24 protein-coding genes and 1 tRNA gene are annotated in these 24726 nt (G+C 66.6%); 9 read left to right on the forward strand and 16 right to left on the reverse strand.

The window, feature by feature from the left end; genetic code table 11:
* The first annotated feature begins 254 nt into the window (after positions 1 to 254).
* Positions 255 to 330: transfer RNA gene (locus Q8S30_RS03570), tRNA-Arg, on the forward strand.
* Positions 331 to 1226: 896 nt separating this feature from the next.
* On the opposite strand, the gene Q8S30_RS03575 is transcribed toward Q8S30_RS03570, so the two are convergent.
* The 10 genes from Q8S30_RS03575 to Q8S30_RS03620 all read right to left on the reverse strand — a co-directional run bounded on the left by Q8S30_RS03575 (position 1227) and on the right by Q8S30_RS03620 (position 10666).
* Positions 1227 to 1598 carry a Na+/H+ antiporter subunit G gene (locus Q8S30_RS03575; protein ID WP_305664662.1) on the reverse strand — a complete coding sequence of 124 codons (372 nt, stop codon included), beginning with the start codon at positions 1596 to 1598 and terminating at the stop codon, positions 1227 to 1229.
* A gap of 8 nt (positions 1599 to 1606) precedes the next feature.
* Entirely contained in the window at positions 1607 to 1876 is a 270-nt protein-coding gene (locus tag Q8S30_RS03580; RefSeq protein WP_305664663.1) for a K+/H+ antiporter subunit F, read from the reverse strand.
* On the reverse strand, positions 1873 to 2364 hold the full coding sequence (locus tag Q8S30_RS03585) for a Na+/H+ antiporter subunit E (protein WP_305664664.1): 492 nt from the start codon (positions 2362 to 2364) through the stop codon (positions 1873 to 1875). Before Q8S30_RS03585 ends, Q8S30_RS03580 begins: the two co-directional genes overlap by 4 nt.
* On the reverse strand, positions 2361 to 3908 hold the full coding sequence (locus tag Q8S30_RS03590; protein WP_305664665.1) for a monovalent cation/H+ antiporter subunit D: 1548 nt from the start codon (positions 3906 to 3908) through the stop codon (positions 2361 to 2363). The genes Q8S30_RS03585 and Q8S30_RS03590 overlap by 4 nt, the downstream gene beginning before the upstream one ends.
* Positions 3905 to 4267, reverse strand: coding sequence for a Na+/H+ antiporter subunit C (locus Q8S30_RS03595; protein ID WP_305664666.1), 363 nt, complete (start codon positions 4265 to 4267; stop codon positions 3905 to 3907). Before Q8S30_RS03595 ends, Q8S30_RS03590 begins: the two co-directional genes overlap by 4 nt.
* Before the next feature lies 1 nt (position 4268).
* Positions 4269 to 7139: a monovalent cation/H+ antiporter subunit A gene (locus Q8S30_RS03600; RefSeq protein WP_305664667.1), complete on the reverse strand. Its 2871-nt coding sequence runs from the start codon at positions 7137 to 7139 to the stop codon at positions 4269 to 4271.
* 151 nt (positions 7140 to 7290) lie between these two features.
* Positions 7291 to 7575 (reverse strand): hypothetical protein, encoded by a 285-nt coding sequence (locus tag Q8S30_RS03605; protein ID WP_305664668.1) that lies wholly within the window; start codon positions 7573 to 7575, stop codon positions 7291 to 7293.
* Positions 7576 to 8280: 705 nt separating this feature from the next.
* Positions 8281 to 9579 carry an AI-2E family transporter gene (locus Q8S30_RS03610; protein ID WP_305664669.1) on the reverse strand — a complete coding sequence of 433 codons (1299 nt, stop codon included), beginning with the start codon at positions 9577 to 9579 and terminating at the stop codon, positions 8281 to 8283.
* 117 nt (positions 9580 to 9696) lie between these two features.
* A complete protein-coding gene (locus Q8S30_RS03615) occupies positions 9697 to 10401 on the reverse strand; it encodes a helix-turn-helix domain-containing protein (RefSeq protein WP_305664670.1) in 705 nt (234 codons plus the stop codon).
* On the reverse strand, positions 10373 to 10666 hold the full coding sequence (locus tag Q8S30_RS03620; protein WP_305664671.1) for a hypothetical protein: 294 nt from the start codon (positions 10664 to 10666) through the stop codon (positions 10373 to 10375). The genes Q8S30_RS03615 and Q8S30_RS03620 overlap by 29 nt, the downstream gene beginning before the upstream one ends.
* 205 nt (positions 10667 to 10871) lie before the next feature.
* Between Q8S30_RS03620 and Q8S30_RS03625 the strand changes: the two genes are divergently transcribed.
* From Q8S30_RS03625 to Q8S30_RS03635, 3 genes are all read left to right on the forward strand, one after another.
* Positions 10872 to 11408, forward strand: coding sequence for a hypothetical protein (locus Q8S30_RS03625; protein WP_305664672.1), 537 nt, complete (start codon positions 10872 to 10874; stop codon positions 11406 to 11408).
* Positions 11409 to 11588: 180 nt separating this feature from the next.
* Positions 11589 to 12236: a ribonuclease HII gene (locus Q8S30_RS03630; RefSeq protein ID WP_371135430.1), complete on the forward strand. Its 648-nt coding sequence runs from the start codon at positions 11589 to 11591 to the stop codon at positions 12234 to 12236.
* An 84-nt stretch (positions 12237 to 12320) separates the two neighbouring features.
* Complete coding sequence (locus Q8S30_RS03635; RefSeq protein ID WP_305664673.1) at positions 12321 to 13445, forward strand: site-specific DNA-methyltransferase; 1125 nt, start codon at positions 12321 to 12323, stop codon at positions 13443 to 13445.
* Between the two features lie 126 nt (positions 13446 to 13571).
* On the opposite strand, the gene Q8S30_RS03640 is transcribed toward Q8S30_RS03635, so the two are convergent.
* Positions 13572 to 15068, reverse strand: a complete 1497-nt coding sequence (locus Q8S30_RS03640) for a hypothetical protein (RefSeq protein WP_305664674.1) — start codon at positions 15066 to 15068, stop codon at positions 13572 to 13574.
* A 178-nt stretch (positions 15069 to 15246) separates the two neighbouring features.
* Between Q8S30_RS03640 and Q8S30_RS03645 the strand changes: the two genes are divergently transcribed.
* Positions 15247 to 16302 (forward strand): GSCFA domain-containing protein, encoded by a 1056-nt coding sequence (locus tag Q8S30_RS03645; RefSeq protein WP_305664675.1) that lies wholly within the window; start codon positions 15247 to 15249, stop codon positions 16300 to 16302.
* Positions 16303 to 16328: 26 nt separating this feature from the next.
* Entirely contained in the window at positions 16329 to 17129 is an 801-nt protein-coding gene (locus tag Q8S30_RS03650; RefSeq protein ID WP_305664676.1) for a hypothetical protein, read from the forward strand.
* 1 nt (position 17130) lies between these two features.
* Here Q8S30_RS03650 and Q8S30_RS03655 read toward each other — a convergent pair whose 3' ends face one another.
* Together Q8S30_RS03655 and mutY are read right to left on the reverse strand one after the other, a co-directional pair.
* The gene (locus Q8S30_RS03655; protein WP_305664677.1) at positions 17131 to 18282 is read right to left on the reverse strand and encodes an alkane 1-monooxygenase; all 1152 of its coding nucleotides are present in this window, start codon (positions 18280 to 18282) and stop codon (positions 17131 to 17133) included.
* 116 nt (positions 18283 to 18398) lie between these two features.
* Positions 18399 to 19478 carry an A/G-specific adenine glycosylase gene (mutY, locus tag Q8S30_RS03660; RefSeq protein ID WP_305664678.1) on the reverse strand — a complete coding sequence of 360 codons (1080 nt, stop codon included), beginning with the start codon at positions 19476 to 19478 and terminating at the stop codon, positions 18399 to 18401.
* 164 nt (positions 19479 to 19642) lie between these two features.
* Between mutY and Q8S30_RS03665 the strand changes: the two genes are divergently transcribed.
* Genes Q8S30_RS03665 through Q8S30_RS03675 form a run of 3 tightly spaced genes read left to right on the forward strand, consistent with a single transcriptional unit; the run spans position 19643 to position 21961 of the window.
* Positions 19643 to 20146, forward strand: coding sequence for a DUF721 domain-containing protein (locus Q8S30_RS03665; RefSeq protein ID WP_305664679.1), 504 nt, complete (start codon positions 19643 to 19645; stop codon positions 20144 to 20146).
* Between the two features lie 6 nt (positions 20147 to 20152).
* Positions 20153 to 20821, forward strand: a complete 669-nt coding sequence (locus Q8S30_RS03670; RefSeq protein WP_305664680.1) for a DsbA family protein — start codon at positions 20153 to 20155, stop codon at positions 20819 to 20821.
* 3 nt (positions 20822 to 20824) lie between these two features.
* Entirely contained in the window at positions 20825 to 21961 is a 1137-nt protein-coding gene (locus tag Q8S30_RS03675; RefSeq protein WP_305664681.1) for a CaiB/BaiF CoA-transferase family protein, read from the forward strand.
* Positions 21962 to 22080: 119 nt separating this feature from the next.
* Here Q8S30_RS03675 and Q8S30_RS03680 read toward each other — a convergent pair whose 3' ends face one another.
* The 3 genes from Q8S30_RS03680 to Q8S30_RS03690 are packed head-to-tail and all read right to left on the reverse strand — an operon-like array spanning position 22081 to position 24722.
* Complete coding sequence (locus Q8S30_RS03680) at positions 22081 to 22476, reverse strand: hypothetical protein (protein ID WP_305664682.1); 396 nt, start codon at positions 22474 to 22476, stop codon at positions 22081 to 22083.
* A 12-nt stretch (positions 22477 to 22488) separates the two neighbouring features.
* Positions 22489 to 23496, reverse strand: a complete 1008-nt coding sequence (gene lpxK / locus Q8S30_RS03685; protein ID WP_305664683.1) for a tetraacyldisaccharide 4'-kinase — start codon at positions 23494 to 23496, stop codon at positions 22489 to 22491.
* Positions 23496 to 24722: a 3-deoxy-D-manno-octulosonic acid transferase gene (locus tag Q8S30_RS03690; RefSeq protein WP_305664684.1), complete on the reverse strand. Its 1227-nt coding sequence runs from the start codon at positions 24720 to 24722 to the stop codon at positions 23496 to 23498. The genes lpxK and Q8S30_RS03690 overlap by 1 nt, the downstream gene beginning before the upstream one ends.
* Between the last annotated feature and the right edge of the window lie 4 nt (positions 24723 to 24726).

Here is a 24726-nt window from a genome sequence, read left to right on the forward strand (position 1 = left end):
AGGATTTCCTTGTGCAAGCGAGGCGGCGAAGGCTATGTGACCGCTAACAGCCCCGGCTGACAAGACCCCGCGCGCCCTGCAAGCCTTCCATCCGAAGGGCGCGATGGACCTGGAGGGGGAGCGGTGGGCCAAACAATCTGCTCCCCCGCCTTCTTTTGCCCGACCCTTGCTGCACCCTTGCCCGCATTTCCCAAGCCCTGATCCCGCTGCGCGGCTTGCAACGCAGGCCATTTGCCAGCATGAAGAGCCCCGTGGGCCCCGTAGCTCAGGGGATAGAGCGGCCGCCTCCTAAGCGGCAGGTCGATGGTTCGAATCCATCCGGGGTCACCAGTTCAACCTCTTATGTGATGCTGATGAAGCATAACCATGCACGAAATGGCCATAAGCGTGCACACCCCCGTCAAGAGAAATCTTGCCGAGTTGCGAAGATACGCTCCTAAGAGGCTGTGATTGCAGGCTAGATTTCTGTGGGCGTGGCGTAGTTTGTGCGGCGGCGTCGACAGGCCCGAGGCAATGCTCCGATTAGTCCAACTTGTCAAACTCTGCCCGAGACACCAGGAAGCCTGATACGGGTGATCGCTTGGCTGCATGCGGACGCGAATCCGCTTCTCGCGGATGCCAGAAATTATGCGGCCCAGGCTATCCGAGCGCGGCTAGGAGCTCGCAACCGGCGATGCCGGCGCTGTTACACTCATTGTCCCAGCCGTCATGGTAATTGACCGGCAGTTGCCTGCGCAAGAAATCCGCGACCAGGGTCGCGGTCTCCTCGTTGGCCCTCATCTTTACCTGGTGCACTGATGAACTTGAACCAGCTGGAGACGAGCCTCAATCGGTGAGTAGGGCCATGATGGCACGCTGGGCGCTCATCACGCCATGGTCGGCCTGGCGCTGCTTTGTATTGTGTCGTGGCGCAGAACCGGCGCGCGTCATCCGGACACGAAGCGTGCGCACCGCGTCAGTTTGGATGAGGTGGAGGACGCTGTGGCTCGACTCCCGCTGGATGCATCGTTCAGGAGGACGGCGCGCACCACGACATGTCCTGTTCCAAACCGCCCTTGCCACCGCTCGTCACAGTCCGGTTCTGAAACCGGGCGCGCGCGTCAGAATGCGCGGCAAACCGCACAAGCTCGTCATCATCGCCGTCGCCCGCAGATTGGTCACCATCCCAAACGCTACCCTCAAAACGGGCGTCGCATGGCGGCAAAACACCGTCACCTGAACAGTTGCTAGTCCGTCCCCGACCCCGGCGCGTCATCGTAGATGGCCCAGCCAAGGTCTCGCCCAGTCTCCGGCAGGTCGGTCGGTTTCAGGTTCCTGGCCATGTAGGTCTTGGCTATGAAATGCGCAGTGATCGGTGCCGTCAGGAATAGAAAGAGCGTGATCAGGAGTTCGTGGAAGGAAAGCGTGCCGCCGACCAGAAGGAAATAGAGCATCGAGGCGATCAGCACGCCACCCACACCGAGTGTCGTCGCCTTGGTGGGAGAATGCAGGCGTTGCATTGTCGTGCGCAGCTTGAGCAGCCCAAACGAGCCCACGAGCCCGAAGATGCCGCCGACGACAAGAAAGAACGACACCAGTATCTCGGCGATGACAGTCATTCTGGATCCTATTCGATGATGTCGCCGCGCAGCACGAAGCGGCAGTAGGCGACCGTCGAGACGAAGCCGACCATGGCGACCAGCATTGCGGCCTCATAATAGATCGTGGTGCCGCGGAGGATGCCGTAGACCATGACCAGCGCGATGACGTTGATCACCATGGTGTCGAGCGCGAGGATCCGGTCGGCAGCGTCCGGGCCCACCACCATCCGCCAGGCGTTCATCAGCAGGCCAAGCCCGAAGCAGGCGAAGGCGAACCAGAGGGCGGCGGCGATCATGGGAATATCTCCTTCAGCGGGGCTTCGTAACGGGCCTTGATCGTATCGCGCACGTCGCCCGGATCATCGGTATGCAGGCAGTGCACCAGGATACTACTCGCATCGGCCGACAGCGTCGCGGAAACCGTCCCGGGCGTCAGGGTGATCGTGCCAGCAAGCCAGGTGATAGCCTCGGGCGACGTCAGATCAAGCGGGATGACGATCCATTGCGAGTGGACCTCGTCCCGTCTCTTGAACAAGATGATCATCGCGACCTCGACGTTGGCGATGACGATATCCCACAGGACCATCCCGATATACCTGGCGGCGACCATCGGTTTGCGCAGCCTGGGCCTGTTTGGCCAGTAGGCTGCCGTCAGCATTGGAATGGCAAGTCCCAGCATGGCGCCGAGCAGAAGGTTGCCGAGCGTGACCTTGTTGACGAGGCCGAGCCAGACCAGGGTCAGGGTGGCGCTGAGGATCGGGTGGGGAACAAGACGCGTGATCATGGCTGGTCCTCCGCCCCGGTTCCAAGCACGGCCCCGATATAGCCGTCGCGATCAAAAATCTGCTCGGACGCGTCAGCCAGGTAGGCCGATACCGGCCCGGCGAAGACCGATAGCCCTGCTAGCACGGCCAGCGCAGTCAGGGTCGGCGCGATCTCGATCGCCGAAGCGGCCCGGACGGGCGTGACAGGCCCGCGATCGGGCCCTTTCGGAGCCGGGGCCGGAATGCTGGTCGATTTCCAGAAGAGCTGGCTGCCCGCGCGGGCAAAGCCGACGATGGTGACCAGCGAGCCGGCAAGCACCGCGCCCCAAGCCCAGGGCATCTGGCCGGGATCGCGCAGCGCGTCGAGGATCAGCAGTTTTCCCAAGAAGCCGCTGAGCGGGGGCATGCCCGCCATGCCGATTGCAGCAGCAAAGAAGAGGCTGGCGAAGAGCCCATTCTGCACGGTAGGCGGCAGCGGGATCAGCGTCTGGTCCTTGCGGCGTGACAGCAGCAGGTCGGCCACGAGGAACAGCGCGGCGCCGGCGAAGGTCGAATGGACGAGGTAATACAGGGCGGCCAAGGTCGCTTCGGGAGTGAAGCTTGCCACGGCGACCATCAAGGTCCCCATCGACCCCAGGATCGAGAAGGCGATCAGCGGCAGCAGCCCGCGGGCGCCCAGAACCCCCAATGCCCCGATCACGATGGTGACGATGGCGGCCGGAAACAGCCATGTCGCGGCGAGCGGGCCGGTTGCCTCGATATCCGGCCCGAAGGCCAGGGTATGCACCCGGATGATCGCATAGGCCCCGACCTTGGTCATGATGGCGAACAAAGCGGCGACCGGGGCGGGCGCGTTGGCGTAGGTGCCCGGCAGCCAGAACTGCAGCGGGAACAGCGCCGCCTTGAGCGCGAAGACGATCATCAGCAGCATCGCGGCGACCCGGACCAGCGCGGCGTCCTCGATTGGGATCTCGCGCAGCCTGAGCGCGAGATCGGCGATGTTCAGCGTTCCGGTGCTGGCGTAGAGGACGCCCAATGCGAACAGGAACAGGGTGGACCCGGCAAGGTTCATGACGATGTATTGCACGCCCGCCTGCATGCGTTCGCGCCCCCCGCCGTGGATCATCAGGCCGTAGGAGGCGATCAGGAGAACCTCGAAGAAAACGAAAAGGTTGAAGATGTCTCCGGTCAGGAAAGCCCCGCAGATGCCCATGATCTGGAATTGGAACAGGGCGTGGAAATGCCGTCCGCGGGCGTCCCAGCCGGTGGCGACGGCGTGAACCAGCACGATCAGGGCAAGAACGCTTGTCAGCAGCACCATCAGGGCCGAGAGCCGGTCGAGCACGAGCACGATGCCGAAGGGCGCCGGCCAGTTGCCAAGGTAGTAGACCTGTGTTTCTCCGCTGGCCGAGGCCACCGTGAGGCCGACCGCTATGGCGACGATGGCCACCGCCCCTGCCAGAGAGGTGGTGCGCGCAAGCGTCAGGTCGTGGCGCATGACGAAGGCGATCAGCGGCGCCAGCAGCGCCGGCAGGATCACCGGCGCGATAATCCAGTGGTTCATCTGTGGCTCTCCCGGGGTTCGGCATCGTCCTCGCGCGGGGCGATGTCGATCCGGTCGGTGCCGGATTCCAGGAACGCGCCAAGCGCGACGATGACCAGCACTGCCGTCATCCCGAACGAGATGACGATTGCGGTCAGGACCAGCGCCTGTGGCAGGGGATCGGTGTATGTGGCGTCACCGTATCGCGACAGGACAGGCGGCAGGCCGGTTGCCAGCCGACCCGAGGCGAACAGGAAGATGTTCACCGCATATGACAGGAGGGCAAGTCCCAGGATAACGGGGAAGGTGCGCAGACGCAGGATCAGGTAGACACCCCCTGCCGTCAGCACCGCCACCGAGCTTGCGACCACGATCTCCATCTCACACGCCCTCCTTCGGGTCTGTCTTACGTTCCGTCGGATCAAAGTCCATAGGCTCGAGATTTGTGGATTCGCCAGCATAGCGCGCGATCCGCGACAGGCTGTAGAGCATCAGCATCACGGCTCCCAGCACGGCAAGAAATACGCCGAGGTCGAATGCCATGGCGGTTGCCAGCTCGAACTCCTCGATCGGCGGCAGATGGACATAGCCAAAGGCGCTGGTCAAGAAGGGCCGGCCCGCAAGCCAGGCAGCCGCGCCGGTCAGCCCTGCGATCAGGACTCCCCAGCCGATCATGGTGTGGTACTCGACCCTCTGGCGCGCCTGCGCCCAGGCGAAGCCCGAGGCCATGTATTGCATCAGCAGGGCAATCGAGACCACCAGACCGGCCACAAAACCGCCGCCGGGCTGGTTGTGGCCGCGCAGGAAGATGTAGACCCCGACCATGATCGCGATTGGCATCATCACGCGGGTGGCGACGACCATCATCAGCGGGTGACGGTCGCGGGACCGGTCCTGCGCATAGTTGGTATTCCGGATCCGGGCCGCCGCGGGGCCCCTCAGCAGGGCCTCTATCGCGGCAAAGATGACAAGGCCGGCGATCGCCAGAACGATGATCTCGCCATAGGTGTCGTAGCCGCGGAAATCGACGAGGATGACGTTGACGACATTGGTTCCGCCGCCGCCCACGTAGGAATTGGCCAGATGGTAGCCCGAGATCGTGTCGACATCCCTGAGCATGAAGACATAGGCCAGCGCACCGACGCCGCCGCCCGCGGCTGCGGCGATCACGCCGTCGCGGATCCGGCGGAACCAGCTGCTTTCGATCGGGGTCGTCTTCGGCAGGAAATGCAGCGCCAGCAGCAGCAGCATGATCGTTACGGTCTCGACCGAGATCTGCGTCAGGGCCAGGTCGGGCGCCGAGAGGTAGACGAACCCGGCCGAGATCATCAGCCCGATGATCGAGATCAGCACCAGCGCCAGAAACCGCGAGCGATGTGTCACCACGACCGAGACCGCGCCCAGCAGCAGCAGCGCCCAGCCAATCGCGACCACAAGCGGGACAGGCTGCAACCCGCGGGTCGGCGGGGGTGTGCCGCCGCCGGTCCAGGCGACCGCACCGAGCGCAACCGTGGCCACCACGAAGATGGCCAGATAGCGGCTCATGGCACCGTCATGGGCCCCGTCCGTGATCCGGCGTGCCAGCGAGACGGCGGCCGCGATCAGCCGGTCGAAGATCACCTTGGCCTCCGGGCGCGGTGCCAAGCTCCACGCCCTGTCGAGAGATGCGTGTCGCCACAGCAAGGCGAGGCCGCCGAGGATCGCGGCAGCCGACATGAAGAGCGCAGGGGTGACCCCGTGCCAGATCTTGAGCGAATAGTAGGGCAGCTCGCCGCCGCCGATCACCGCGCCCCCGGCGACGGCGACCAGAGGACCGACGATCAGTGCCGGAACGAGACCGATCACGACGACCCCGACCACAAGCAGCGCCGGCGCGGCCCAGAGGCCGAAGGGGGGGTCGTGCGGCTCCGCCGGGTAGTCGTCGCGCACCGGGCCGAAGAAGACATGCATGATGAAGCGGAAGGAATAGGCGACCGACAGCAATGCGCCGAGGGTTGCCAGAGCCGGCACCACCCAGGCGCTGCCTGCCCAGCCGGTACGGGCGGCCTCGTCCAGCATCATCTCCTTGGACAGGAAGCCATTGAACAGCGGGATGCCGGCCATCGACAGCGCTGCGACGGTGCCGATGACGAAGGTGATCGGCATCAGATGCCGGAGCCCGCCCAGCCGCTTGATGTCACGGCTATGCACCGCGTGATCGACGATGCCGGCGGTCATGAAGAGCGCCGCCTTGAAGGTCAGGTGGTTGATGATGTGGAACACCGCGACGATCGCCGCGAATTTGGTTCCGAACCCCAGGAGCATCGTCAGCAGCCCCAGGTGACTGACCGTCGAATAGGCCAGCAGCGCCTTCAGATCATTCTTGAACAGCGCGATCAGCGCGCCAAGCACCATCGTGACCAGCCCGGTCGTCGCCACGATGTAGAACCACGCATCGGTGCCTGCCAGGACCGGCCACATCCGCGCCAGCAGGAACACGCCCGCCTTCACCATCGTTGCGGAGTGCAGGTAGGCCGAGACCGGGGTCGGCGCCGCCATCGCATGGGGAAGCCAGAAGTGGAACGGGAACTGCGCCGACTTGGTGAACGCGCCGAGCAGGATCAGGATCAGCGCGGGAAGGTACCACTCGGATGCGCGGATCGCATCGCCCTGGCTCAGGATGTCGGTCAGGTTGTAGCTGCCTGCGATATTGCCGAGGATGAGCATCCCCCCGATCATCGCCAATCCGCCGCCGCCGGTGACCGCCAGCGCCATGCGCGCGCCCTGACGGCCCTCGGGAAGGTGCTTCCAGTAACCGATCAGCAGGAAGGACGACAGCGAGGTCAGCTCCCAGAAAATCAGCAGAAGCAGGATGTTGTCGGACAGGACAATGCCCAGCATCGCGCCCTGGAACAGCAGGAGGTAGGTGTAGAACTGACCCATAGGGTCGTCGCTCGACAGGTAGAAACGCGCGTAGAGCGTGACCAGAAGCCCGACGCCGAGGATCATGCCGGCGAAGAGAAGTCCCAGACCGTCGAGAAAGAACGACACCGAAAGCCCCAGCTGCGGAAGCCAGTCAAGCTCGACCCGGATCACCTCTCCTTGCATGACCGAAGGCGCCAGGATCAGCAGCATCGTCAGCGCAAGCGCCGTCGGCACCGCCGCGAAGGTGGCGCAGGCCGTCCGCCCTGCACGGATCATCAGCCCGGGGATCAGCGCACCGAGAAACGGAAGCGCGGACATGACAAGAAGAAACACGCCCTCGCGCGACATTGCTGGTACCCGCCTGTTGGTCCTTGGTTCTAAGTCACGGTAAGATAGGTCAAGTTCGCGGCGATGGAAACCAGCTAGACGCGCAATCCCATGGTCTCGGGAAACGCGCCGCGGGTAGCGCACAGTTTGGTCTTGAGCGCCGCGTGAAGTGTCAGACAAAACCGGCTTGCGGCCGCCACGGATTCTGCGCGATCTGCTCCGTCAGGTGCTCGACCCGCCCCTTGGCATCCCCGATGGCATCGATGTAATCCCGAAGGACAATCTGTTGCGCCGGATGCGTGAAACGCACCGTCGCCAGCCAGCGCCGATTGCCCCGTGCAGCCATTCTTGCCGGGGTAGATCCGACCGTGGCGCAGCACAAAGCCCTGAAGGTGCTGGCGCGCCTTGCCCCCGTCACCCGCATCGCCGTCGAGCGTGCCCGCATCAGATCGCGCATCGCCTCTTGCGCCGCGTCCGCACCCAGGCCGACGTCAGATCTCGGGCCCGATGCAGCGCTGAATGACCTCCATGCGACAGACGAACGTCTAGCCTGCGCGCGTCGGCATGACCGAGGAAGGGTGGGCGCGGTGGACAGAGGGTATTCTCATGTCTACCGATCTTCGTCCTCCGCTCCTCGCACCTCATAACGCTTGGAACAAGGGCCGCATCATCGGCCAGAAGCGCTTCCCCTACTTCCCCGGCCCGTCTGGTCCATCAGGGCGACGAGATCCTCAGCGATGCCGAGTTTCTCGTCGCGACGACTGGAGAACGGCACGCTCGAAACAAACGCGGTGGTGGCAGCACCGAAATCCGCGCTCTCGTTGTGGGCGAGTATGTCGAGATCGACGAGTGCAAGGCATCCCTCGTCGTGTCGGCAAAGATGCGCGGAACGTGAGAGAGCCTCGGGCGCGGGACCGGACAACCTGATGAGTCTCATCGACCACGCCGACTGAACCACATCCCTTCATTCGGAGTTCGAAAGCCCGCCTCGTGCGGGCTTTTCGCGCTTCCACGTCATGTGGACAGGGGGTGTGTGCACGCTTATGCATAATCTGCACTTATGTGATCGGCAGAGAAATCCCGCCCCGTCCGAAGCACACTTGGGCGCCGGCTCCGCTGTTCGACGCAAGCGCGCTGGCAGCTAGGTAGCTGGGCCTCCCCCTCACATCGGATGCACATCCCGCCCCATGCCCGGCGCAGCCTCGTCGCCGGTGTTCGGCACCCCGTCCTCGCCGCGGATCTCGTCGCCTTCGGGGCCGAGGGGGGCCGGGCGTTCGCCGCCGAGGAAGTTGCCGAGCCGCTCCAGCCCCGGGATGTGGTCGCAGAGCACGCGGAACACCACCAGCATCGGTACGGCGACGATCATCCCCGCGACTGACCAGAGCCAGGCCCAGAGCGCGACGGTGATGAAGACCACGACTGTGTTCATTTCCAGCCGGCGCGAGACGCTGTAGGGGGTGATGAGTTGGCCCTCGATGGAGGAGAGGCCGGCATAGGTGGCGCCGACCAGAAGCGGCGCGAGGAACCCGTCCATCGTGACCAGCGCGATGGCGGTGGCCATGATCATGCCGAACAGGAGGCCGATATAGGGGATGAAGTTCAGCAAGAACGCGCCGACGCCGAACATCGCCGGGGCCGGCATCCCCCACCACCACATGGCCAGGCCGATGGCGATGCCAAGCCCGGCATTGATGACGGTGATGGTGCCAAGATAGCTGCCAAGGCTGTCCTCGATCTGCCGCAGCGCCGCATAGGCGCGGCGCTTTTGCGACATGGTGGCGAAGCTTTGCACGATCTTGAGGTACAAAAGATCGCCCGACGCGAGCATGAAGAACAGCAGCAGCAGCACGAAACCGATCTGCCCCAGAAGCGCCGGGGTGGAGCTTGCGATGGACATGATGAGGTTGGTGCTGTCGACCGGGACCAGGTCTTCTTCTTTTTCCTCGGGGGGGGCCTCCTCCTCGGCGGGGGGCAGCTCTTCGAGGCCAAGCGAGCTTGCCACGGACCTGGGGCGAAGCGGGGCATCTGCCTCGTCAGCGGGCTTGTCGCCGTCCAGCCGGTTCAGGAAGCCGCGCATGTCGGAGACCCGTTCGCGCAGGCCGCCGAATTTCTCTTCCAGCCGGTCGGCGATCTGCGGGGCGCCGCGCACAAGGTCGCTGGCGGGGCCGGAGAGGATGAGGCCGATGGCGAAGATGACCCCGATCAGGCCAAGGGTGACGCCCGAGGCGGTCAGCGCCGGGGGCACGCCGCGGCGGCTGAGCCGGCGGCGCAGGGGGGCGAAGACGAAATACAGCAGCACCGCCATCGTCAGCGGCATCAGGAACACCCGCGCCAGCATCAGAGAGGCGAAGAGCAGGATGATGAAGATGCCGACGACGGCCCAGCCGGGCGCCCAGTTCGGCGGGGGAGTGACTGGCCCGAGCGGCACATTCTGATCGTACGGCCCTGGCGTCTGCGACATCGGTCACTCCCATTGCGGCGAAAGCGCCGCGCATCGCCAACCGGCTGCGCGGCGATTGGTTGCATCCGCGCGGCCGGCGCAAGCGGATTAATCCCGGACTGTGCCCGGAATGGCGGGTCAGATCATGCGGATCGTGTCCTTGCCGACCGACAGGACATAGCCCTTGCGGGCGATGTTCTTGACCAGCAGTTCCGACACCAGTTGATTGCCAAGCGCGTCGCGCAGCCGCTTGATCCGCGTCGCCCCCGCCGCCTCGTCGCAATCGGCGGCATCGCGGCCAGAGATGACGGCCTCGATCTGCGCGCCGGTCATCACCTCGTCATCCATCCGCGCCTCGGCCAGAACGGCGAGGGTTTCGATGGCGGCTTCGGTCAGTTTGAAGGTCATGTCGTTCAGCACCACGGCATTCTCGGCGCGGCTGATGAGGAAGGAGGAGACCTCGATCCCCTGCCGCTGAATTTCCGACATGCGGCGGTTGAGGCCGAGGATGACGACGAGGAAGACCAGCGCCGCGATCAGCAGGGCGGCGGCGAAGACCAGCAGCACGAAGATGATGATCCGGTAGGAGGTGAGCACATCCGAAAACGCGGTGCCGGATTGCGCAAGGATCTCCAAGAGGCGGATCACCTCGGGGCCGATCAGCGCGTCATTCTCGACAAAGATCCGCTCCACCCGCGCATTGAAGGCATTGGCGTCGGGCAGCGACAGGAACAGCAGCACCGCTGCGCCCAGAAGCAGCACGACAATGGCGGCCAGGCCGAAGCCCAGCACCCGGCTGCCCCGGCGCAGCGTTTCAGTAGCGGAGGAAGAATTGTCCGGCACTGTCTTTCCTTTGCTCCAATCCGTCGGGGCCAAAGATCGACAGGACGTTTAGAAGGGTCCACCCCCCGGCGGCAAGGCGCGGGGCAAGCGCGTCGGCGGCATCTTGCTTGGAGCCGCAGGCGCGGTCCGGCAGTTCGGCGATGCCGTAATGCAGCTTGAGCGCGCCACCATCCTGCTTGGCCTTGTAGTCGGCAAAGCACCCGGCCGCGGCCGGGGCAGCGGTGGCGAGCGTCAGGGCGAGGGTGAGGGCGATGCGGGTGATCATGGCCGAACTCTGCCGGTCTGCGCGGTGATATTCAATCACAACACGGGCTCCGGGCGCCGGGGGCGGGCTGTTATCGGATAACAGGGGGCCGATATTGCTAGGCAGCGGCGGTTGGGCGCTTCTGGATCCATCGCATCGGGTGGCCCATCGGCAAGTCGCCGCGGCCCGCCTCCCCCTGAAGCTGCCCCTCGGAAGGATTGCCCCCATGAAACGCCTCGTCACCGCCGCCAGCGCCCTTGCCATCGCGCTGACCTCCTTCACCGCCACCCCGGCGGCCGCGCAAGATAACCGGAACCGGGATGCCATGGCGCTGGTGCTGGGTCTTGCCGCCATCGGTGTGATCGCGCACCAGGCCGACCAGAAGCGGGAGAAGGAGAAGAAGAAGGACAAGAAGAACAACACCTACTATTACGACGACCGCAATGACGGTCGCAACGATGGGCGCCACAACAGCCATAACGGCGGCCACAATGGCCGCGACGACTGGCGCGATGACAACCGGCACGACAACCGTGGCAACCAGCGCGTCGATCAACGCAAGCTGATCCCCGAGCAATGCGTGGTGCAGGCGCGCGTCAATGGCCGCAATACCAACGTGGTGTCGGAACAGTGCTTCCGCCGGGCGCAGGGCGCGAGCCTGCCGGGTGCCTGCGAATTCGAGATCCGCACCGATCGCGGCCGTCAGGACGTGTACGGCATGAACTGCCTGCAGGACCGCGGCTTCCGCGTCACCCGGCGCTGACACAAGTTACAGGCAAGAGGGCCGAGCTACGGCCCCGGGCAGCCGGCCGGCATCAACCCCCTTGGCGCCGAGCCGGATGCGGGACGGGGGCGGAGAAATCCGCCCCCGTCTTTCTGTTTGTTCTTTTGCCCCGCCTACTTTTTCGTTGAAGCGTGGCGCGGTTTGCGGTTTGCAGGGCGCATGTCCATGCTTGCTCTCATCGCTCCCGATTTCAGCCGCGAAGACGCCGCCCAAGCCCGCGGCGCCACCTGTATCGTCGGGCTGGACGAAGCTGGCCGTGGCCCGCTTTGCGGCCCTGTCACCGCAGCGGCAGTGCGGCTGTTTCCGGGGCGCATCCCCGCGGGACTCAACGATTCCAAGAAGTTGACCGCCGCGGCGCGGGAGCGGCTGCATGACGAGATCCTCGCCAATGCCGAATGCGCAATCGCCCATGCCAGCGTGGAAGAGATCGACGAGCTGAACATCCTGCGCGCCTCGCATCTGGCGATGTGCCGGGCGGCGGCGGCGTTGCCGACCCCGCCTTGCCATGCGCTGATCGACGGCAACATGATCCCGCGGGATTTCGGCTGGCCGGCCGAGGCGGTGATCGGCGGCGATGCGCTGTGCCTGTCGATTGCCGCGGCCTCGATCCTGGCCAAGGTGGCGCGCGACCGGATCATGGTGGGATTGGCGCAACAGCATCCGGGCTATGGCTGGGAGCGGAACTGCGGCTACCCGACGAAGCAGCATCTGGAGGCGCTTCTAAATCTTGGTGTGACCCCTCACCATAGGCGTTCGTTCAAGCCCGTCCACAACATCTTGTATCAAGAAGTTTCTGTAAGTGCTTGATTCAAAAAGGATTTGACGGCGAATCGCCTGTGACTCATCCTGTGTTCAACAAATCGGCACCATAAGCCGTGGAACGAGGCAGAGATGACAAAGACCATGACGCAGGGGGCGGCGCAGGCCGCGCTTCCCCTGAACCAGATCCTTGCGGGTGATTGCATCGAGGTGATGCGCAGCCTTCCCGAGGCGAGCGTGGACCTGATCTTCGCCGATCCGCCCTATAACCTGCAGCTGCGGGGCGATCTGCACCGGCCCGACAACTCCAAGGTGGATGCGGTCGATGATGCCTGGGACCAGTTCGCCAGCTTCGAGGCCTATGACCGTTTCACCCGCGACTGGCTGGCGGCGGCGCAGCGGCTGCTGAAGCCGAACGGCGCGATCTGGGTCATCGGCAGTTATCACAACATCTTCCGCGTCGGCTCGGCCATGCAGAATGCCGGCTTCTGGATCCTGAACGATGTGGTCTGGCGCAAGTCGAACCCGATGCCGAACTTCCGCGGCAAGCGGCTGACCAACGCGCATGAGACGCTGATCTGGGCCTCGAAATCCGAGGCCGGGAAATACACCTTCAACTACGAGGCGATGAAGGCCCTGAACGAGGGCGTGCAGATGCGGTCCGACTGGGTGATCCCGCTGTGCACGGGGCATGAGCGGCTGAAGGACGCCGCCGGCGACAAGGCGCATCCGACGCAAAAGCCCGAGGCGCTGCTGCACCGTGTGCTGGTCGCGACGACCAACCCCGGCGATGTGGTGCTGGACCCGTTCTTCGGCACCGGCACGACCGGCGCCGTGGCCAAGATGCTGGGCCGCGACTTCATCGGGATCGAGCGCGAGGAGAATTACCGCGCCGTGGCGCAGGACCGCATCGACCGGGTGCGCAAGTTCGACAAGTCGGCGCTGGAGACCACGGGGTCCAAGCGCGCCGAACCGCGGGTTCCCTTCGGGCAGGTGGTCGAACGTGGAATGCTGCGGCCGGGGGAGGAGTTGTTCTCGCCCCGCGGCGGCATCGCCAAGGTGCGGGCCGACGGCACGCTGGTCGGCAATGACGTGAAGGGCTCGATCCATCAGGTCGGCGCGCATCTGGAAGGGGCGCCGTCCTGCAACGGCTGGACCTACTGGCACTTCAAGCGCGACGGCAAGCTGATCCCCATCGACCTGCTGCGTCAACAGATCCGCGCCGAGATGGACGCCGATCTGGGCCGGCCGAACTGATTTCCTGACAGTCTTGCGCGCGGCCCACGGCTGCGGCGCTGCGAACCGCCGGTGCCGTGGCCCTTTTGCCGCGGCACATACCTGCCCCGCCGTGCGTGACGCCGGCGGGGTTTTTTTTGTGGGGGGTTAGGAGAGGGCGGAGAGCTTGGCGCGGATGCGGTTCAGTGCTTCGCTCGCGGTCTGGAAATTGTACGGCATATGCTCGGGATCATAGACCCGCATCGCCGCCTCGAAACATTGCGCCGCCCGCATCCACTCGGCCCGCTTGTCGGGTGAGGTCTCGTTCTCGGCCAGCGTCTCATGCGCCAGCCCGAGATTCTCCAGCGTCATCGCCCATTGCACCGGATGCTCGCGCTCGGTGCGGACGCGGAGCGCGACGCGGTAGGCCGCCACCGCCTCTGCCAGCAGCGCCGCGCCCTCCGCGCCGTCGCTGCGGCGGCCCTGCTCTGCAAGCGCATTGCCGATGTCGTTCTGGCACATTGCCCACATGTAGGCGTCTGTGGTTTCATCAAGTGCGTCGAGATTGACCCTCCCGAGTGCGATTGCGCCGGCTAGCGCGATTCCACCATAGCGGAGCCCGTACTCGCAGAGGGCGTCCAAATAGCCCCTGCGCCGTTCGACCGCCTCAAACCTATCGAACGGCGCGAAGCTGTCCGCCGCACCTGCCAGCAGCCGAAGCGCCTCGCCCGCCTCGCCTTCCAGCAGCGCGATCTCGGCTTCGGTCTCGACAAGGGCGGCGTCGTCGCGCAGGGCGGCGAGGGTGCGCTCGGCGCGCTGGACGGCGATGGCGTCGCGGATCAGCTGCTTGGCCTCGTCGAGCCGCAGGGCGCGGATGGCGTCTTCGGCGGCGGCCTTGAGGTTGGCGATGCGGCCGTCGCGGTCCTGCAGGGCTTGCACCTGCGCAAGCAGGCGGTGGTAGTCCTTGGCCTTGTCGATCAGGATGCCGCGCAGTTCGGCCAGTGGCAGGCGCTCGGGCTCGGTGATGCCGAAGCGCAGGGCGAGCGCCTCCAGCGTATCGCGGGACTGGGCGGCGATGTCGTCCAGTTTGGCACCGAAATTCACGATCTCATGGTGGGTGGCGGCCGTCTGCGCGTTGATCCGGTCCAGCAGCTGCAACTGCAGGCCGTGCTGGCGGGCGGCGTCGAGCAGCAGGTCCTGCGTCAGGTCGCGGTGGAACTCCGGGTCCTGGCGGCAGGTGGCGATGGCTGCGGCGAAGACCGGCATCAGGATGTTATGGAGGGCGTGGTCGGCGGGTTCGGCCAGCGCGCCCGCGAGGCGGCGGGCGAGGGCGTCGTTGAAGTCCTCCGTCGCGGCGGCCTGGCGCAGGTCGGCGGGGGACAGATCGACGGGGCGCTGGGCGTCCTTCAGGAGCGCCGCCGCGCGGGCGAGGTCTGCGGGTGCGAAGTCGGGGTGCTTGTTCAGCTGCTCCAGCGCGGCCCTTGAGGCCCGGTCGCAAGTTCGGCGGATATTGCTCCGCCAGATCTTGAAGCCAATGGCCCCCAAGGTCGCGGCGGGTACCGCTGCGGCGGCAATCGCCGGCCCGGACGCTGGCACGAGGACGAGCGCCAGCGCGGCGGCGCAGAGGGCTGTGCCGTGCTCGGCGATGTCCTTGGCGTTGCTCATGGTCTTGCCGCGATGCCCCCCGCTGTCCCGACAGCGAGGCTGAAGGCCGGGTGGCCAATCAGCAAGGGATTTGTTGCCTCACTGGGATTGACCGGGCAGGGCCGTGGCCAGCGTCTGCCGGCCCTTGGCACCCGCCACCCCGGCGCGCTAGACTCCGCCCCAGCAAGAGACGGAGCCGATGTCGCATCCCTATTCAGACCTGCCGCCCGAAGCCTTCTGGCGCAGCGGTGTTGCCGAGACCGACCCCGCGGCGCTGACCGCGCTTTATGTGCCGAAAGTCCGGATCGGCCCGCAGACGCGCATCGCCACCGCCGGAAGCTGTTTCGCCCAGCATATCGGCAGGGCGCTGCGGGGTGCCGGGGTGGCGGTGCTGGATGCCGAGCCTGCGCCGGTTGCGCTGCCCGACGAGGCGGCGCGGGCGTTCGGATATGGCCTGTTCTCGGGCCGCTACGGCAATATCTACACCGTCCGCCAACTGGTGCAGCTGCTGCGGGATGTGCAGAGCGGTGACGTGTCGGAGGCCTTCGTCTGGGAGAAGGACGGGCGATTTTACGATGCGCTGCGCCCGGGGGTGGAGCCCTTGGGCATGGACAGTCCCGAGGAGGTTCTTTTCCTGCGCCGCGCGCATCTGAAGGCGCTGGGCAAGATGCTGGCCGAGGCGGAGGTGTTCGTCTTCACCTTGGGGCTGACGGAGGCCTGGATCGACCAGCCCACGGGCCGGGTGTTCCAGACCTGCCCGGGGGTGATCGCCGGGCAGTTCGACCCCGAGTGCCACGTCTTCCACAACTTCACCCTGCCCGAGCTGCGCGCCGATCTGGAGCTCGCCTTCGGGCTGCTGCGCAGCTTCCGCAAGCGGATGCGGATGATCCTGACGGTCTCGCCGGTGCCGCTGACAGCCACGGCCAGCGGCGGGCATGTGATTCCGGCGACGATGCACAGCAAGGCGCTGCTGCGGGTGGCGGCGGGGGAGTTTGCGGCGGCGCATGCCGATGTGGATTACTTCCCGTCCTATGAGCTGGTAACCAACCCCGCCGCGCGCGGGCGGTTCTTCGAGGCGAACCAGCGCACGGTGACGGCAGAGGCGGTACAGATGGTGATGGCCGCGTTTCTGGGCGCGCAGGGGCTGGTCGAAGCGGTCTCGATTCCGGCAATGGCGTCGGCAGAGCCCGGCAAGGATGCCGAGGATGACGGGCTGATCTGCGAGGATCTGCTGCTGGATGTGTTCCGCCAATGACAGGGCAGCCGATGACGTGGCAGCCAATGACTGGGCCGCCGGAGCGCCGCGTGCTGATCCTTGGCAACTCTCACATCGCCGCCGTGAAGGCTGCTTATGGCAGCGCGCCCGATCGCTGGCCCGGTCTGGCGGTGCAGTTTGCGGGCGGGCACGGGGATGCGCTGGCAGCGCTTCAGGTGCAGGGCGGGCGGCTGGTCCCGCAGACCGAGGCGGCGCGCGACAACCTGCAGCTGCTGAACCGGCGCGAGGCGTGGAGCCTGGCCGACTACGATGCCTTCGTTGTCGTCGGCTGCGAGGTGGGGATCTACCGTGCGCTGGTGCCCTATCGCTCGGCGAGGTTCCTTGGCCTGTCGCCCGGGGCCGCGGCTGCGGTGCCGGTGTCGCGCGCGATGTTCGATCTTGCGGTGCGCGATCAGGTCACACAGTCGCTGGGCGGGGCGCTGGCGCTGCGCATTCTGGCGGGGGTGCAGGTCGGGGGGCAAATGGCACAGGTGATGCTGGCCGAGCAACCGCGCCCGTCCTTCGATTGCCGCCGCAACCGCAGGAGGTTCACCGGGTTGCTGCGCGCGCATCGGCTGGGCGATGGCGCCGTGCTGGCCGAGGTGTTCGAGGCGGCGGCGCGGGCCGCGCTGCCCGGCATCACGTGGCTGGCGCAGCCCGAGGACACGCGGCATGGCGGGGTGTTCACCCAGCCGCGCTATTCGGTTGGCTCGGTGCGGCTGATGCCGGGCAACCGCCGCGTCGCGCATTCCGAAGACGATTTCATCCACGCCAATGCCGAGTATGGCGCGCTGGTGCTGGACCAGATCGCCGCGGCGGTGCCTTGACTCAGGCCCCGCGCGGCAGCGGCGTGTCGCCGCGGTTATAGGGCTTCCAGTCGGTGATCTCTGGGTAATATTTCTTCCGCCAGGCCCGTACCCGCGGGTTCATCCGGCGGCGCCACAGCGGCGGGATCATCGCCATCGTCGTCATCGCCGGATAGCCGAAGGGCAGCTGCGGCGCGTCATCCTCGGTATAGGTCTGCAGCAGGGGAAAGCGGCGGTCGGGTTTGTAATGGTGGTCGGAATGGCGCTGCAGGTTGATCAGCAGCCAGTTCGACGCGGTATGCGAGGCGTTCCAGCTGTGGCGGGGCAGCACGTGTTCATACTTCCCCTCCCCCAGATGTTTGCGGGTCAGGCCGTAATGCTCGACATAGTTGGTCAACTCCAGTTGCCAGATCGCGATGAAGGCCTGGAACAGGAACAGGCCAAGCCCGGTCCAGCCGCCAAAGGCCAGCGCCAGCGCCAGCATGGCCAGCTGCAGCAGGGCATAGCGCCAGAACGGGTTGCGCGCGTCGAGCGGGCCCTTGCCCGCGCGGGCCAGCATCTGCACCTCGGCCCGCCAGGCAGAGGCGGGGCATTCGCGCAGCACCCGGAAGAAGAAGTGGTGGAACCCCTCGTTATACCGCGCCGTCACCGCATCGCGGGGGGTGCCGACATGGCGGTGATGCACCAGCAGATGTTCGGTGCGGAAATGGCTGTAGAGCACCGAGGCCAGCAGCAGATCGCCCAGCCAGCGCTCCACCCGGTTCTTCTGATGGAGCAGCTCGTGGCTGTAGACGATGCCAACGGTGCCAGAGATAACGCCGACGCCGAAGAACAGGACCAGCGTTTCCAGCGTGCCGAGGTGATCGGTATGGGTGACCCACCAGATCAGGCCGAAGATGGTGACAAACTGGATCGGGAACCAGACCATGGTGATGGTGCGGTACCACAGCAGGTCGGCTTCGGGCGTGGTGGGATCGGGGTTCTCGTCATTGAGGCCAAGGATCGCGTCCAGAACCGTGACCAGCATCCAGCCATAGACCGGCAGCAAGGCGGTGGTCCAGCCGCCGACCGTGGCGCCGAGGATCGCCAGCGGGATCATCCCCAGTGACAGCCAGAAGGGCAGCGCCCGGCGCAGCGAGCGCATGGTGGTGGCAGATGGGGAAAGGTCGGTCATGGCAACTCCTGCGGCGGGCCGGTTCTGCCTTTGGCTTGCAGGGGCTGGCTGAGGCTGGGGCCAACGATAGCGCGGGGCGGGGCGGTTCGCAAATGCTGTGCGCTGCGGCAAAGAGGTCAGGGCAGATGCGGTTCGGCGGCCTGCCAGACCTTCAGCATCAGTGTCGGCAGGTCGCCGGGGCGGAAGTCGGCGCGGGGAGTGAAGGTGCCGTGGGCGGGGGCGGCTGTTTGCGGGAGCGTGGCCAGATGCACGGTCAGGTCCAGATGGAAATGGGTGAAGGTGTGGCGCACGGCAGAGGGGACGGGGGTCCAGTCGGCGGGGACGGGCGGGGCGGGGGCGGGGTCTTGGGACCAGTCGCTACCGGGAAAGCCCAGCATCCCACCGAGAAGACCTTTGGCGGCGCGCGTCTCCAGCAGCACCGCCCCATCAGCGCGCACCGCCACATAGGCGATGCCGCGGCGGGTGGGCTTGGGTGCCTTCGGGCTCTTGCGTGGCAGATCGGCGGCGATGCCTTGCGCGCGGGCGGCGCAGAGCGACCAGAGCGGGCAGATGCCGCAGGCGGGCTTGCGCGGGGTGCAGATTGTGGCGCCGAGATCCATCATCGCCTGGGCGAAATCACCCGGGCGCTGCGCCGGGGTCAGCGCTGCGGCGAGGGTCACCAGCGCGGGCTTGGACGCGGGCAGCGGAGTTTCGACCGCATGGAGCCGGGACACCACCCGTTCGACATTGCCATCGACCACCACGGCGGGCTCATCAAAGGCAATCGCGGCGACTGCGGCGGCGGTATAGGGGCCGATGCCCGGCAGGGTGCGCAGCCCCGCCTCGCTGCCCGGAAACTCCCCGCCATGATCGGCCACCACCGCCCGCGCGCATTTCAGCAGGTTGCGGGCGCGGGCGTAGTAGCCAAGGCCGGCCCATTCGGCCATCACATCCGCATCCTCGGCTGCCGCCAGATCGGCCACGGTCGGCCAGCGTTCGGTGAAGCGGCGGAAATAGGCGCGCACGGCCGCGACGGTCGTCTGCTGCAGCATCACCTCGGACAGCCAGACGCGGTAGGGATCGGGCCGCTCCCCTGCTGCCCGCTCTGCTGGGGCGGTGCGCCACGGCATCACGCGGGCGTGGCGGTCATACCACGCCAGCAGCAGCGCTGCCGCTGCCCCAAGCTCAGCCACCCCGTCACGCATCCCGTCACGCATTCTTTATGGCCCCTTTCGCCGGCCCGGATGCAATTGGCTGGCATCGGGCGCTCGCCTGCCTAGAATAGGGTGCAAGCGGGGGATTGCCAGCGATGCCGACAGATCAGCCAGAGGCGGAGGGACAAGGTCGGGAACGGCCCGAACAGTCACGCCGCCAACGGCGGATGCGCGGCTTTGAATCCGCATCCGGCCTGCTGCGCGACAAGATCCGTGTTGCGGGTGAGGCGCGCGGCTTTGCCGTCGCCCGGCTGCTGACCCATTGGGCCGAGGTGGTGGGGGATGAGGTCGCCGCCATCGCGCGCCCGGTGAAGATCGGCTATGGCCGCGGCGGGCTTGGCGCCACGCTGACGCTGCTGACCACCGGCGCTGCCGCCCCGATCTTGCAGATGCAACTGCCCAAGATCCGCGAGCGGGTGAATGCCTGCTACGGCTACAACGCGATTTCGCGCGTGGCGATCACCCAGACCGCGCCCACCGGCTTTGCGGAGGGGCAGGCGGCCTTCGCCCATGCCGCGCCGGTGACGCGCGAACCCGCCCCCGAAATCCTTGCCCGCGCCGCCGAGACGGCGCTGGGCGTTTCCGATCCCTCCCTGCGCGCCGCTCTTGAAGCGCTGGGGCAGAATGTCCTATCCCGGCCGCAAGCCGGGGCCACTGACAGAAAAGGCTGACCTACCATGAAACGTCGCACCTTCACCCTTGCCGCGCTGTCGGCGATCCTTGTGGCTGGCGGGTCGTTCCTGACCTTCCGCAAGCCGGGCCAGACCGCTGCCCCGCTGCCGGGCGCCGCGCTGGCACAGGACACGGGCGCCGAGCCGGTGATCCGCCCCGATTTCGTGCTGGGCCAGGCCGATGCGCCCATCGAGCTGATCGAATACGCCTCCTACACCTGCCCGCATTGCGCCAGTTTCCATGCGCAGGTCTTCCCGCAGCTGAAGGCCAATTACATCGACACCGGCAAGGTGAAGTTCATCCACCGCGAGGTGTATTTCGACAAGTTCGGCCTCTGGGCCGGGATGGTCGCGCAATGCGCGGGCGAGATGCGCTATTATGGCGTGTCGGGGATGATCTATGACACGCAAGAAGAGTGGATCGGCACTGGCGACGCCGGGGCCATCGCCGACAACCTGCGCAAGATCGGTGCCAAGGCCGGCCTCAGCAAGGCAGATCTGGACGCCTGCATGAACGACGGCGCCATGGCGCAGTCGATGGTCGCCACCTACCAGAAGAACGCCGAAGCCGATGACGTGCAGGCGACGCCGACGCTGATCATCGACGGCGAGAAGCATTCGAACATGAGCTATGACGAGCTGGCGGCGATCCTCGACGCGAAGCTTCCCCAGTAAGCCATGCATCCGCTGCAAGGGCTGAAGGTCGTCGAACTGGCGCGGATCCTGGCGGGCCCCTGGGCCGGGCAGGTCCTGGCCGATCTGGGGGCAAAGGTCATCAAGGTCGAGGCGCCCGAGGGTGACGACACCCGTCGCTGGGGCCCCCCGTTCATTGAGCGGGGGGAGGAACGCAGCGCCGCCTATTTCCACGCGACCAACCGGGGCAAGCAATCGGTTCTGGCCGATTTCCGCGACCCGGACGATTGCGCGATGGTGCGGCGGCTGGTGGCCGAGGCCGACATTTTGATCGAGAATTTCAAGGTCGGGGGCTTGCGGAAGTATGGGCTGGATTACGACAGCCTGCGCGAGGTGAACCCGCGGCTGATCTATTGCTCGATCACCGGCTTCGGGCAGGACGGTCCCTATGCCCACCGCGCCGGATACGACTACATCATTCAAGGCATGTCGGGGTTGATGAGCGTCACCGGAGAGCCGGACGGCCAGCCCCAGAAGGTGGGCGTGGCGGTGGTCGATGTGTTCACCGGCATCTATGCCTCGACCGCTATTCTGGCAGCCGTTGTGCAGCGGCAGACGACTGGGCAGGGCCAGCATATCGACATGGCGTTGTTCGACGTGGCGACTTCGGTGATGGCCAATCAGGCGATGAACTACCTCGCCACCGGCACCTCGCCGCAGCGGCTTGGGAACGCCCATCCGAACCTTGTGCCCTATGCGGTGTTCGGTTGCTCGGATGGCTGGATCATCATCGCCACCGGCAATGACGGGCAATACCGGCGGCTCTGCGGTCTGCTGGGCCTGCCGGAGTTGGCCGAGGCGGCGGAGTACCTGACCAACGCGGGCCGCGTGGCGAACCGCACGGCGCTGACCGAGGCACTGACGGCCGCGACCATCCGCTGGACCAAGGCGGACCTGCTGGCCGCCTGCGAAGAGGCAGGCGTGCCCGCCGGCCCGATCAACGAGATGGCCGAGGTCTTCGCCGACCCGCAGATCACCGCGCGCGGGATGCAGATCGCGCCCGACGGCGTGCGCGGGGTGCGCAGCCCGATGCGGTTCTCGGATGCCGAACTGGCGCTGGACCGCGCCTCGCCGAAGCTGGGCGAGCATGACGCAGCGGTGCGGGCGCGGTTGAAGGGGTAAGGGTGGCGGAGCGCTGCTTGCGATGCGGGTCGAGCCTGGCAGATGAATTTTGACTTCCGTAGCGTGAAGCGCCCAACTGATGGTTTTTCAGGATTGCCCCGGCGGCGAGCAATAATTCCTTAACTCTCCAGCAGCAGGACCTTCGGATAGAACGCGCCGGTTCCGTGAAAACTACACGAGCCATCCTTCGAAGAGACAGCCAAGACAGTGTCGCGCCATTCCACATGAACGATTGCGCCCGGATCGCACTCCACGCGTCTGGAAGCAACGCCAGCCGCCGCGGCCCTTCGCTGGGAGCTATAGATCGCGATGACTGGGACATCGTTGATACCGAGGCCGGTTTCGCTGCGCAGATAGACGCAGCGCGTTCCACGGGAATCGCATTGACTTGATACCTTTGCCCAACCGCCACCGAAGAGCAAACCGCCCATGTTGGAGTACCAGGTCGGAACAGAAAACAGCAGGACCGCAGATGCGATGGCGCCGCAACAAAAAGAGATCAAGGTCCTGCGCATTGTGTCTCCAGACTACCTGTCTTGGCTACCTTGGCCTGCGAGCCGCTCCAGCGCCCTATCCAGCGGTGCCCAATCGTCCAGCTCCAGCCGCACCGGCAGGGTCAGCACCTTGCGGCGGAAGGCCGTGGGCATCCGGGCGGCGTCTTTCTCGGTGGTGACCAGCTGCGCGCCGCGCAGCCGCGCCTCGGCCTCGAGCCGGTTCAGCAGGGCGGTGGTGTAGGGCTGGTGATCCTCCAGCGCCTCGGCGCGCACAAGCTCGGCGCCAAGGCCGCGCAGGGTGGCGAAGAACTTCTCGGGGTGGCCGATGCCGGCAAAGGCCAGCGCGCGCAGGCCCTGCCAGTCCATCCCGGTCTGCAGCGGGGCCAGTTGGCCGGTCAGGTGCGGCAGGTGGATCTGGCTGCCCCAAGCGGCGCGGAACGCCTGTTGCGCAGCTGGGGGCCCGATCGACAGCAGCAGATCGGCGCGGGCGAGGCCGACCGGCACCGGCTCTCGCAACGGCCCCGCGGGCAGGCAGCGGCCATTGCCGAAGCCCTTGGCGGCATCGACCACCACAAGCGCCAGATCCTGCACCAGCGCGGGGTTCTGGAAGCCGTCATCCAGCAGCACCGCCTGCGCGCCCGCGGCCACCGCGGCGCGCGCCCCGGCCGCCCGGTCCTTCGCCACCCAGACCGGCGCGAAGGCGGACAGCAGCAGTGGCTCGTCCCCCACCTCGGCGGCCTTGTGGCGGCGTTCGTCCACCCGCACCGGGCCCGGCAGGCTGCCGCCATGGCCGCGGCTGACCACATGCACCGCGACGCCCCGCGCCTGCAGCCGCATCGCCAGCGCGATCACCGTGGGCGTCTTGCCGGTGCCGCCGGCGTTGATATTGCCGATGCAGATCACCGGCACGTCGAGCGTCACGCCGCTCTTGGCTAGCCGCCGCGCCGTGGCCCGCGCATAGAGCGACCCGAGCGGTGCCAGCAGCCGCGCCTGCCAGCCGGGCGCCTCCGGTGCGTTGAACCAGAACTGCGGTGCGCCCATCACTTGGTCCCCTTGGCGGCGCGGGCATCAAGCGCCGCAAAGATCGCGCGCATCACCTGCTCGCTCGCCCCAGCGCCCACCGAGGACACCTGCCAGGCGTGATGCGCCAGGATCGCCGCCCGGTCCGCCGCGATCAGATCCACCAGGGCATCGGCCAGTTCCGCCTCGCCGCTGACCTGCCGCGCCGCCTGCGCCGCCGCGAGCCGCGCATAGGCCGCCTCCTGCGGCACCTCCTGCGGGCCATAGAGGATGGCCGAGCCAAGCGCCGCTGGCTCGAACGGGCTGCGCCCGCAGGTCCCGGGATGCAGCGTGCCGCCCATGAAGGTGACGGGGGCCAGCCGATACCACAGCCCCATCTCACCCTCGGTATCGGCGATCAGCACTTGCACCGACTCTTCGGGTTCCTCCTCACGCGAGCGTAGCGCGACCTCCCATCCCTCCGCCGCCAGCTTGGCCGCCAGCGCCGGGCCGCGGGCCGGATCGGCGGGGGCGAGGATCAGCAGCATTCGGTGCGCGTGCTGGCTGGCGCGGGCATGGGCGGCCAGCACCGCCTGCTCATCCTCGGGCGCGCAGGAGGAGGCGAACCAGACCGGCCGCGTGCGCAGCAACCCGGCGATGGACTCGCGTTCGGTCTCGTTGCAGGGCAGCGGCTCGCTGGTTTCCTCGATCGGCCCCGTCACCTCCACCGCCAGCCGTCGCCCGCCAAGCCGCCGTAATCGCCGGGCGCTGTCACCATCCTGCGCCAGCACCGCGGTAAAGCGCGACAGCAAGGCCGAGGTCAGCCCCGAGCGCCAGCGCCGGGCCTTCCATCCCTCCAGCGTCATCTGCGCATCGGCGAGGATCAGGGGGATGCCGCGGGCATGAGTCTCATGGATCAGGACGGGGGGCAGGGCCGATCCAGTCAGCACTGCCACATCGGGCCTCAGCCGGTCCAGAAAGCCGCGCATCGCGGGGATGGTCTGGGCCGGGGCAAGCAGCACCGCTGTGCCGGTGGGGAAGCCCTGCGGCGCCTCCTCCCCCGGTGCCATCGTCAGCGCAAAGCGCAACTCGCGCCGGGCGCGGCGCATCTGCTGGGCCAGTTGTACCAGCCCAGCCACCCGCGCGCCTTGCCCGGGGTTCAGCCAGACCAGCGGCCCGGTACCCTCGGGCGCAGTTGGGCCATCCGGTGCCGGGGCACCGCCGCGCGCCGAGAACAGGGCCAGCCACAGCGCGAGGGATCTTGCCATGGGG

This window comes from Frigidibacter sp. (assembly GCF_030695035.1).
In the GTDB taxonomy this organism is placed as follows: Bacteria; Pseudomonadota; Alphaproteobacteria; order Rhodobacterales; family Rhodobacteraceae; genus Frigidibacter.

Bases quoted from the DNA above. Each gene is read 5' to 3' on its own strand.
- Q8S30_RS03575 (WP_305664662.1), bottom strand. From the start codon at position 1,598: ATGACTGTCATCGCCGAGATACTGGTGTCGTTCTTTCTTGTCGTCGGC.
- Q8S30_RS03580 (WP_305664663.1), bottom strand. From the start codon at position 1,876: ATGATCGCCGCCGCCCTCTGGTTCGCCTTCGCCTGCTTCGGGCTTGGC.
- Q8S30_RS03585 (WP_305664664.1), bottom strand. From the start codon at position 2,364: ATGATCACGCGTCTTGTTCCCCACCCGATCCTCAGCGCCACCCTGACC.
- Q8S30_RS03590 (WP_305664665.1), bottom strand. From the start codon at position 3,908: ATGAACCACTGGATTATCGCGCCGGTGATCCTGCCGGCGCTGCTGGCG.
- Q8S30_RS03595 (WP_305664666.1), bottom strand. From the start codon at position 4,267: ATGGAGATCGTGGTCGCAAGCTCGGTGGCGGTGCTGACGGCAGGGGGT.
- Q8S30_RS03600 (WP_305664667.1), bottom strand. From the start codon at position 7,139: ATGTCGCGCGAGGGCGTGTTTCTTCTTGTCATGTCCGCGCTTCCGTTT.
- Q8S30_RS03605 (WP_305664668.1), bottom strand. From the start codon at position 7,575: ATGCGCGATCTGATGCGGGCACGCTCGACGGCGATGCGGGTGACGGGG.
- Q8S30_RS03610 (WP_305664669.1), bottom strand. From the start codon at position 9,579: ATGTCGCAGACGCCAGGGCCGTACGATCAGAATGTGCCGCTCGGGCCA.
- Q8S30_RS03620 (WP_305664671.1), bottom strand. From the start codon at position 10,666: ATGATCACCCGCATCGCCCTCACCCTCGCCCTGACGCTCGCCACCGCT.
- Q8S30_RS03625 (WP_305664672.1), top strand. From the start codon at position 10,872: ATGAAACGCCTCGTCACCGCCGCCAGCGCCCTTGCCATCGCGCTGACC.
- Q8S30_RS03630 (WP_371135430.1), top strand. From the start codon at position 11,589: ATGTCCATGCTTGCTCTCATCGCTCCCGATTTCAGCCGCGAAGACGCC.
- Q8S30_RS03635 (WP_305664673.1), top strand. From the start codon at position 12,321: ATGACAAAGACCATGACGCAGGGGGCGGCGCAGGCCGCGCTTCCCCTG.
- Q8S30_RS03640 (WP_305664674.1), bottom strand. From the start codon at position 15,068: ATGAGCAACGCCAAGGACATCGCCGAGCACGGCACAGCCCTCTGCGCC.
- Q8S30_RS03645 (WP_305664675.1), top strand. From the start codon at position 15,247: ATGTCGCATCCCTATTCAGACCTGCCGCCCGAAGCCTTCTGGCGCAGC.
- Q8S30_RS03650 (WP_305664676.1), top strand. From the start codon at position 16,329: ATGACTGGGCCGCCGGAGCGCCGCGTGCTGATCCTTGGCAACTCTCAC.
- Q8S30_RS03655 (WP_305664677.1), bottom strand. From the start codon at position 18,282: ATGACCGACCTTTCCCCATCTGCCACCACCATGCGCTCGCTGCGCCGG.
- mutY (WP_305664678.1), bottom strand. From the start codon at position 19,478: ATGCGTGACGGGATGCGTGACGGGGTGGCTGAGCTTGGGGCAGCGGCA.
- Q8S30_RS03665 (WP_305664679.1), top strand. From the start codon at position 19,643: ATGCGCGGCTTTGAATCCGCATCCGGCCTGCTGCGCGACAAGATCCGT.
- Q8S30_RS03670 (WP_305664680.1), top strand. From the start codon at position 20,153: ATGAAACGTCGCACCTTCACCCTTGCCGCGCTGTCGGCGATCCTTGTG.
- Q8S30_RS03675 (WP_305664681.1), top strand. From the start codon at position 20,825: ATGCATCCGCTGCAAGGGCTGAAGGTCGTCGAACTGGCGCGGATCCTG.
- Q8S30_RS03680 (WP_305664682.1), bottom strand. From the start codon at position 22,476: ATGCGCAGGACCTTGATCTCTTTTTGTTGCGGCGCCATCGCATCTGCG.
- lpxK (WP_305664683.1), bottom strand. From the start codon at position 23,496: ATGGGCGCACCGCAGTTCTGGTTCAACGCACCGGAGGCGCCCGGCTGG.
- Q8S30_RS03690 (WP_305664684.1), bottom strand. From the start codon at position 24,722: ATGGCAAGATCCCTCGCGCTGTGGCTGGCCCTGTTCTCGGCGCGCGGC.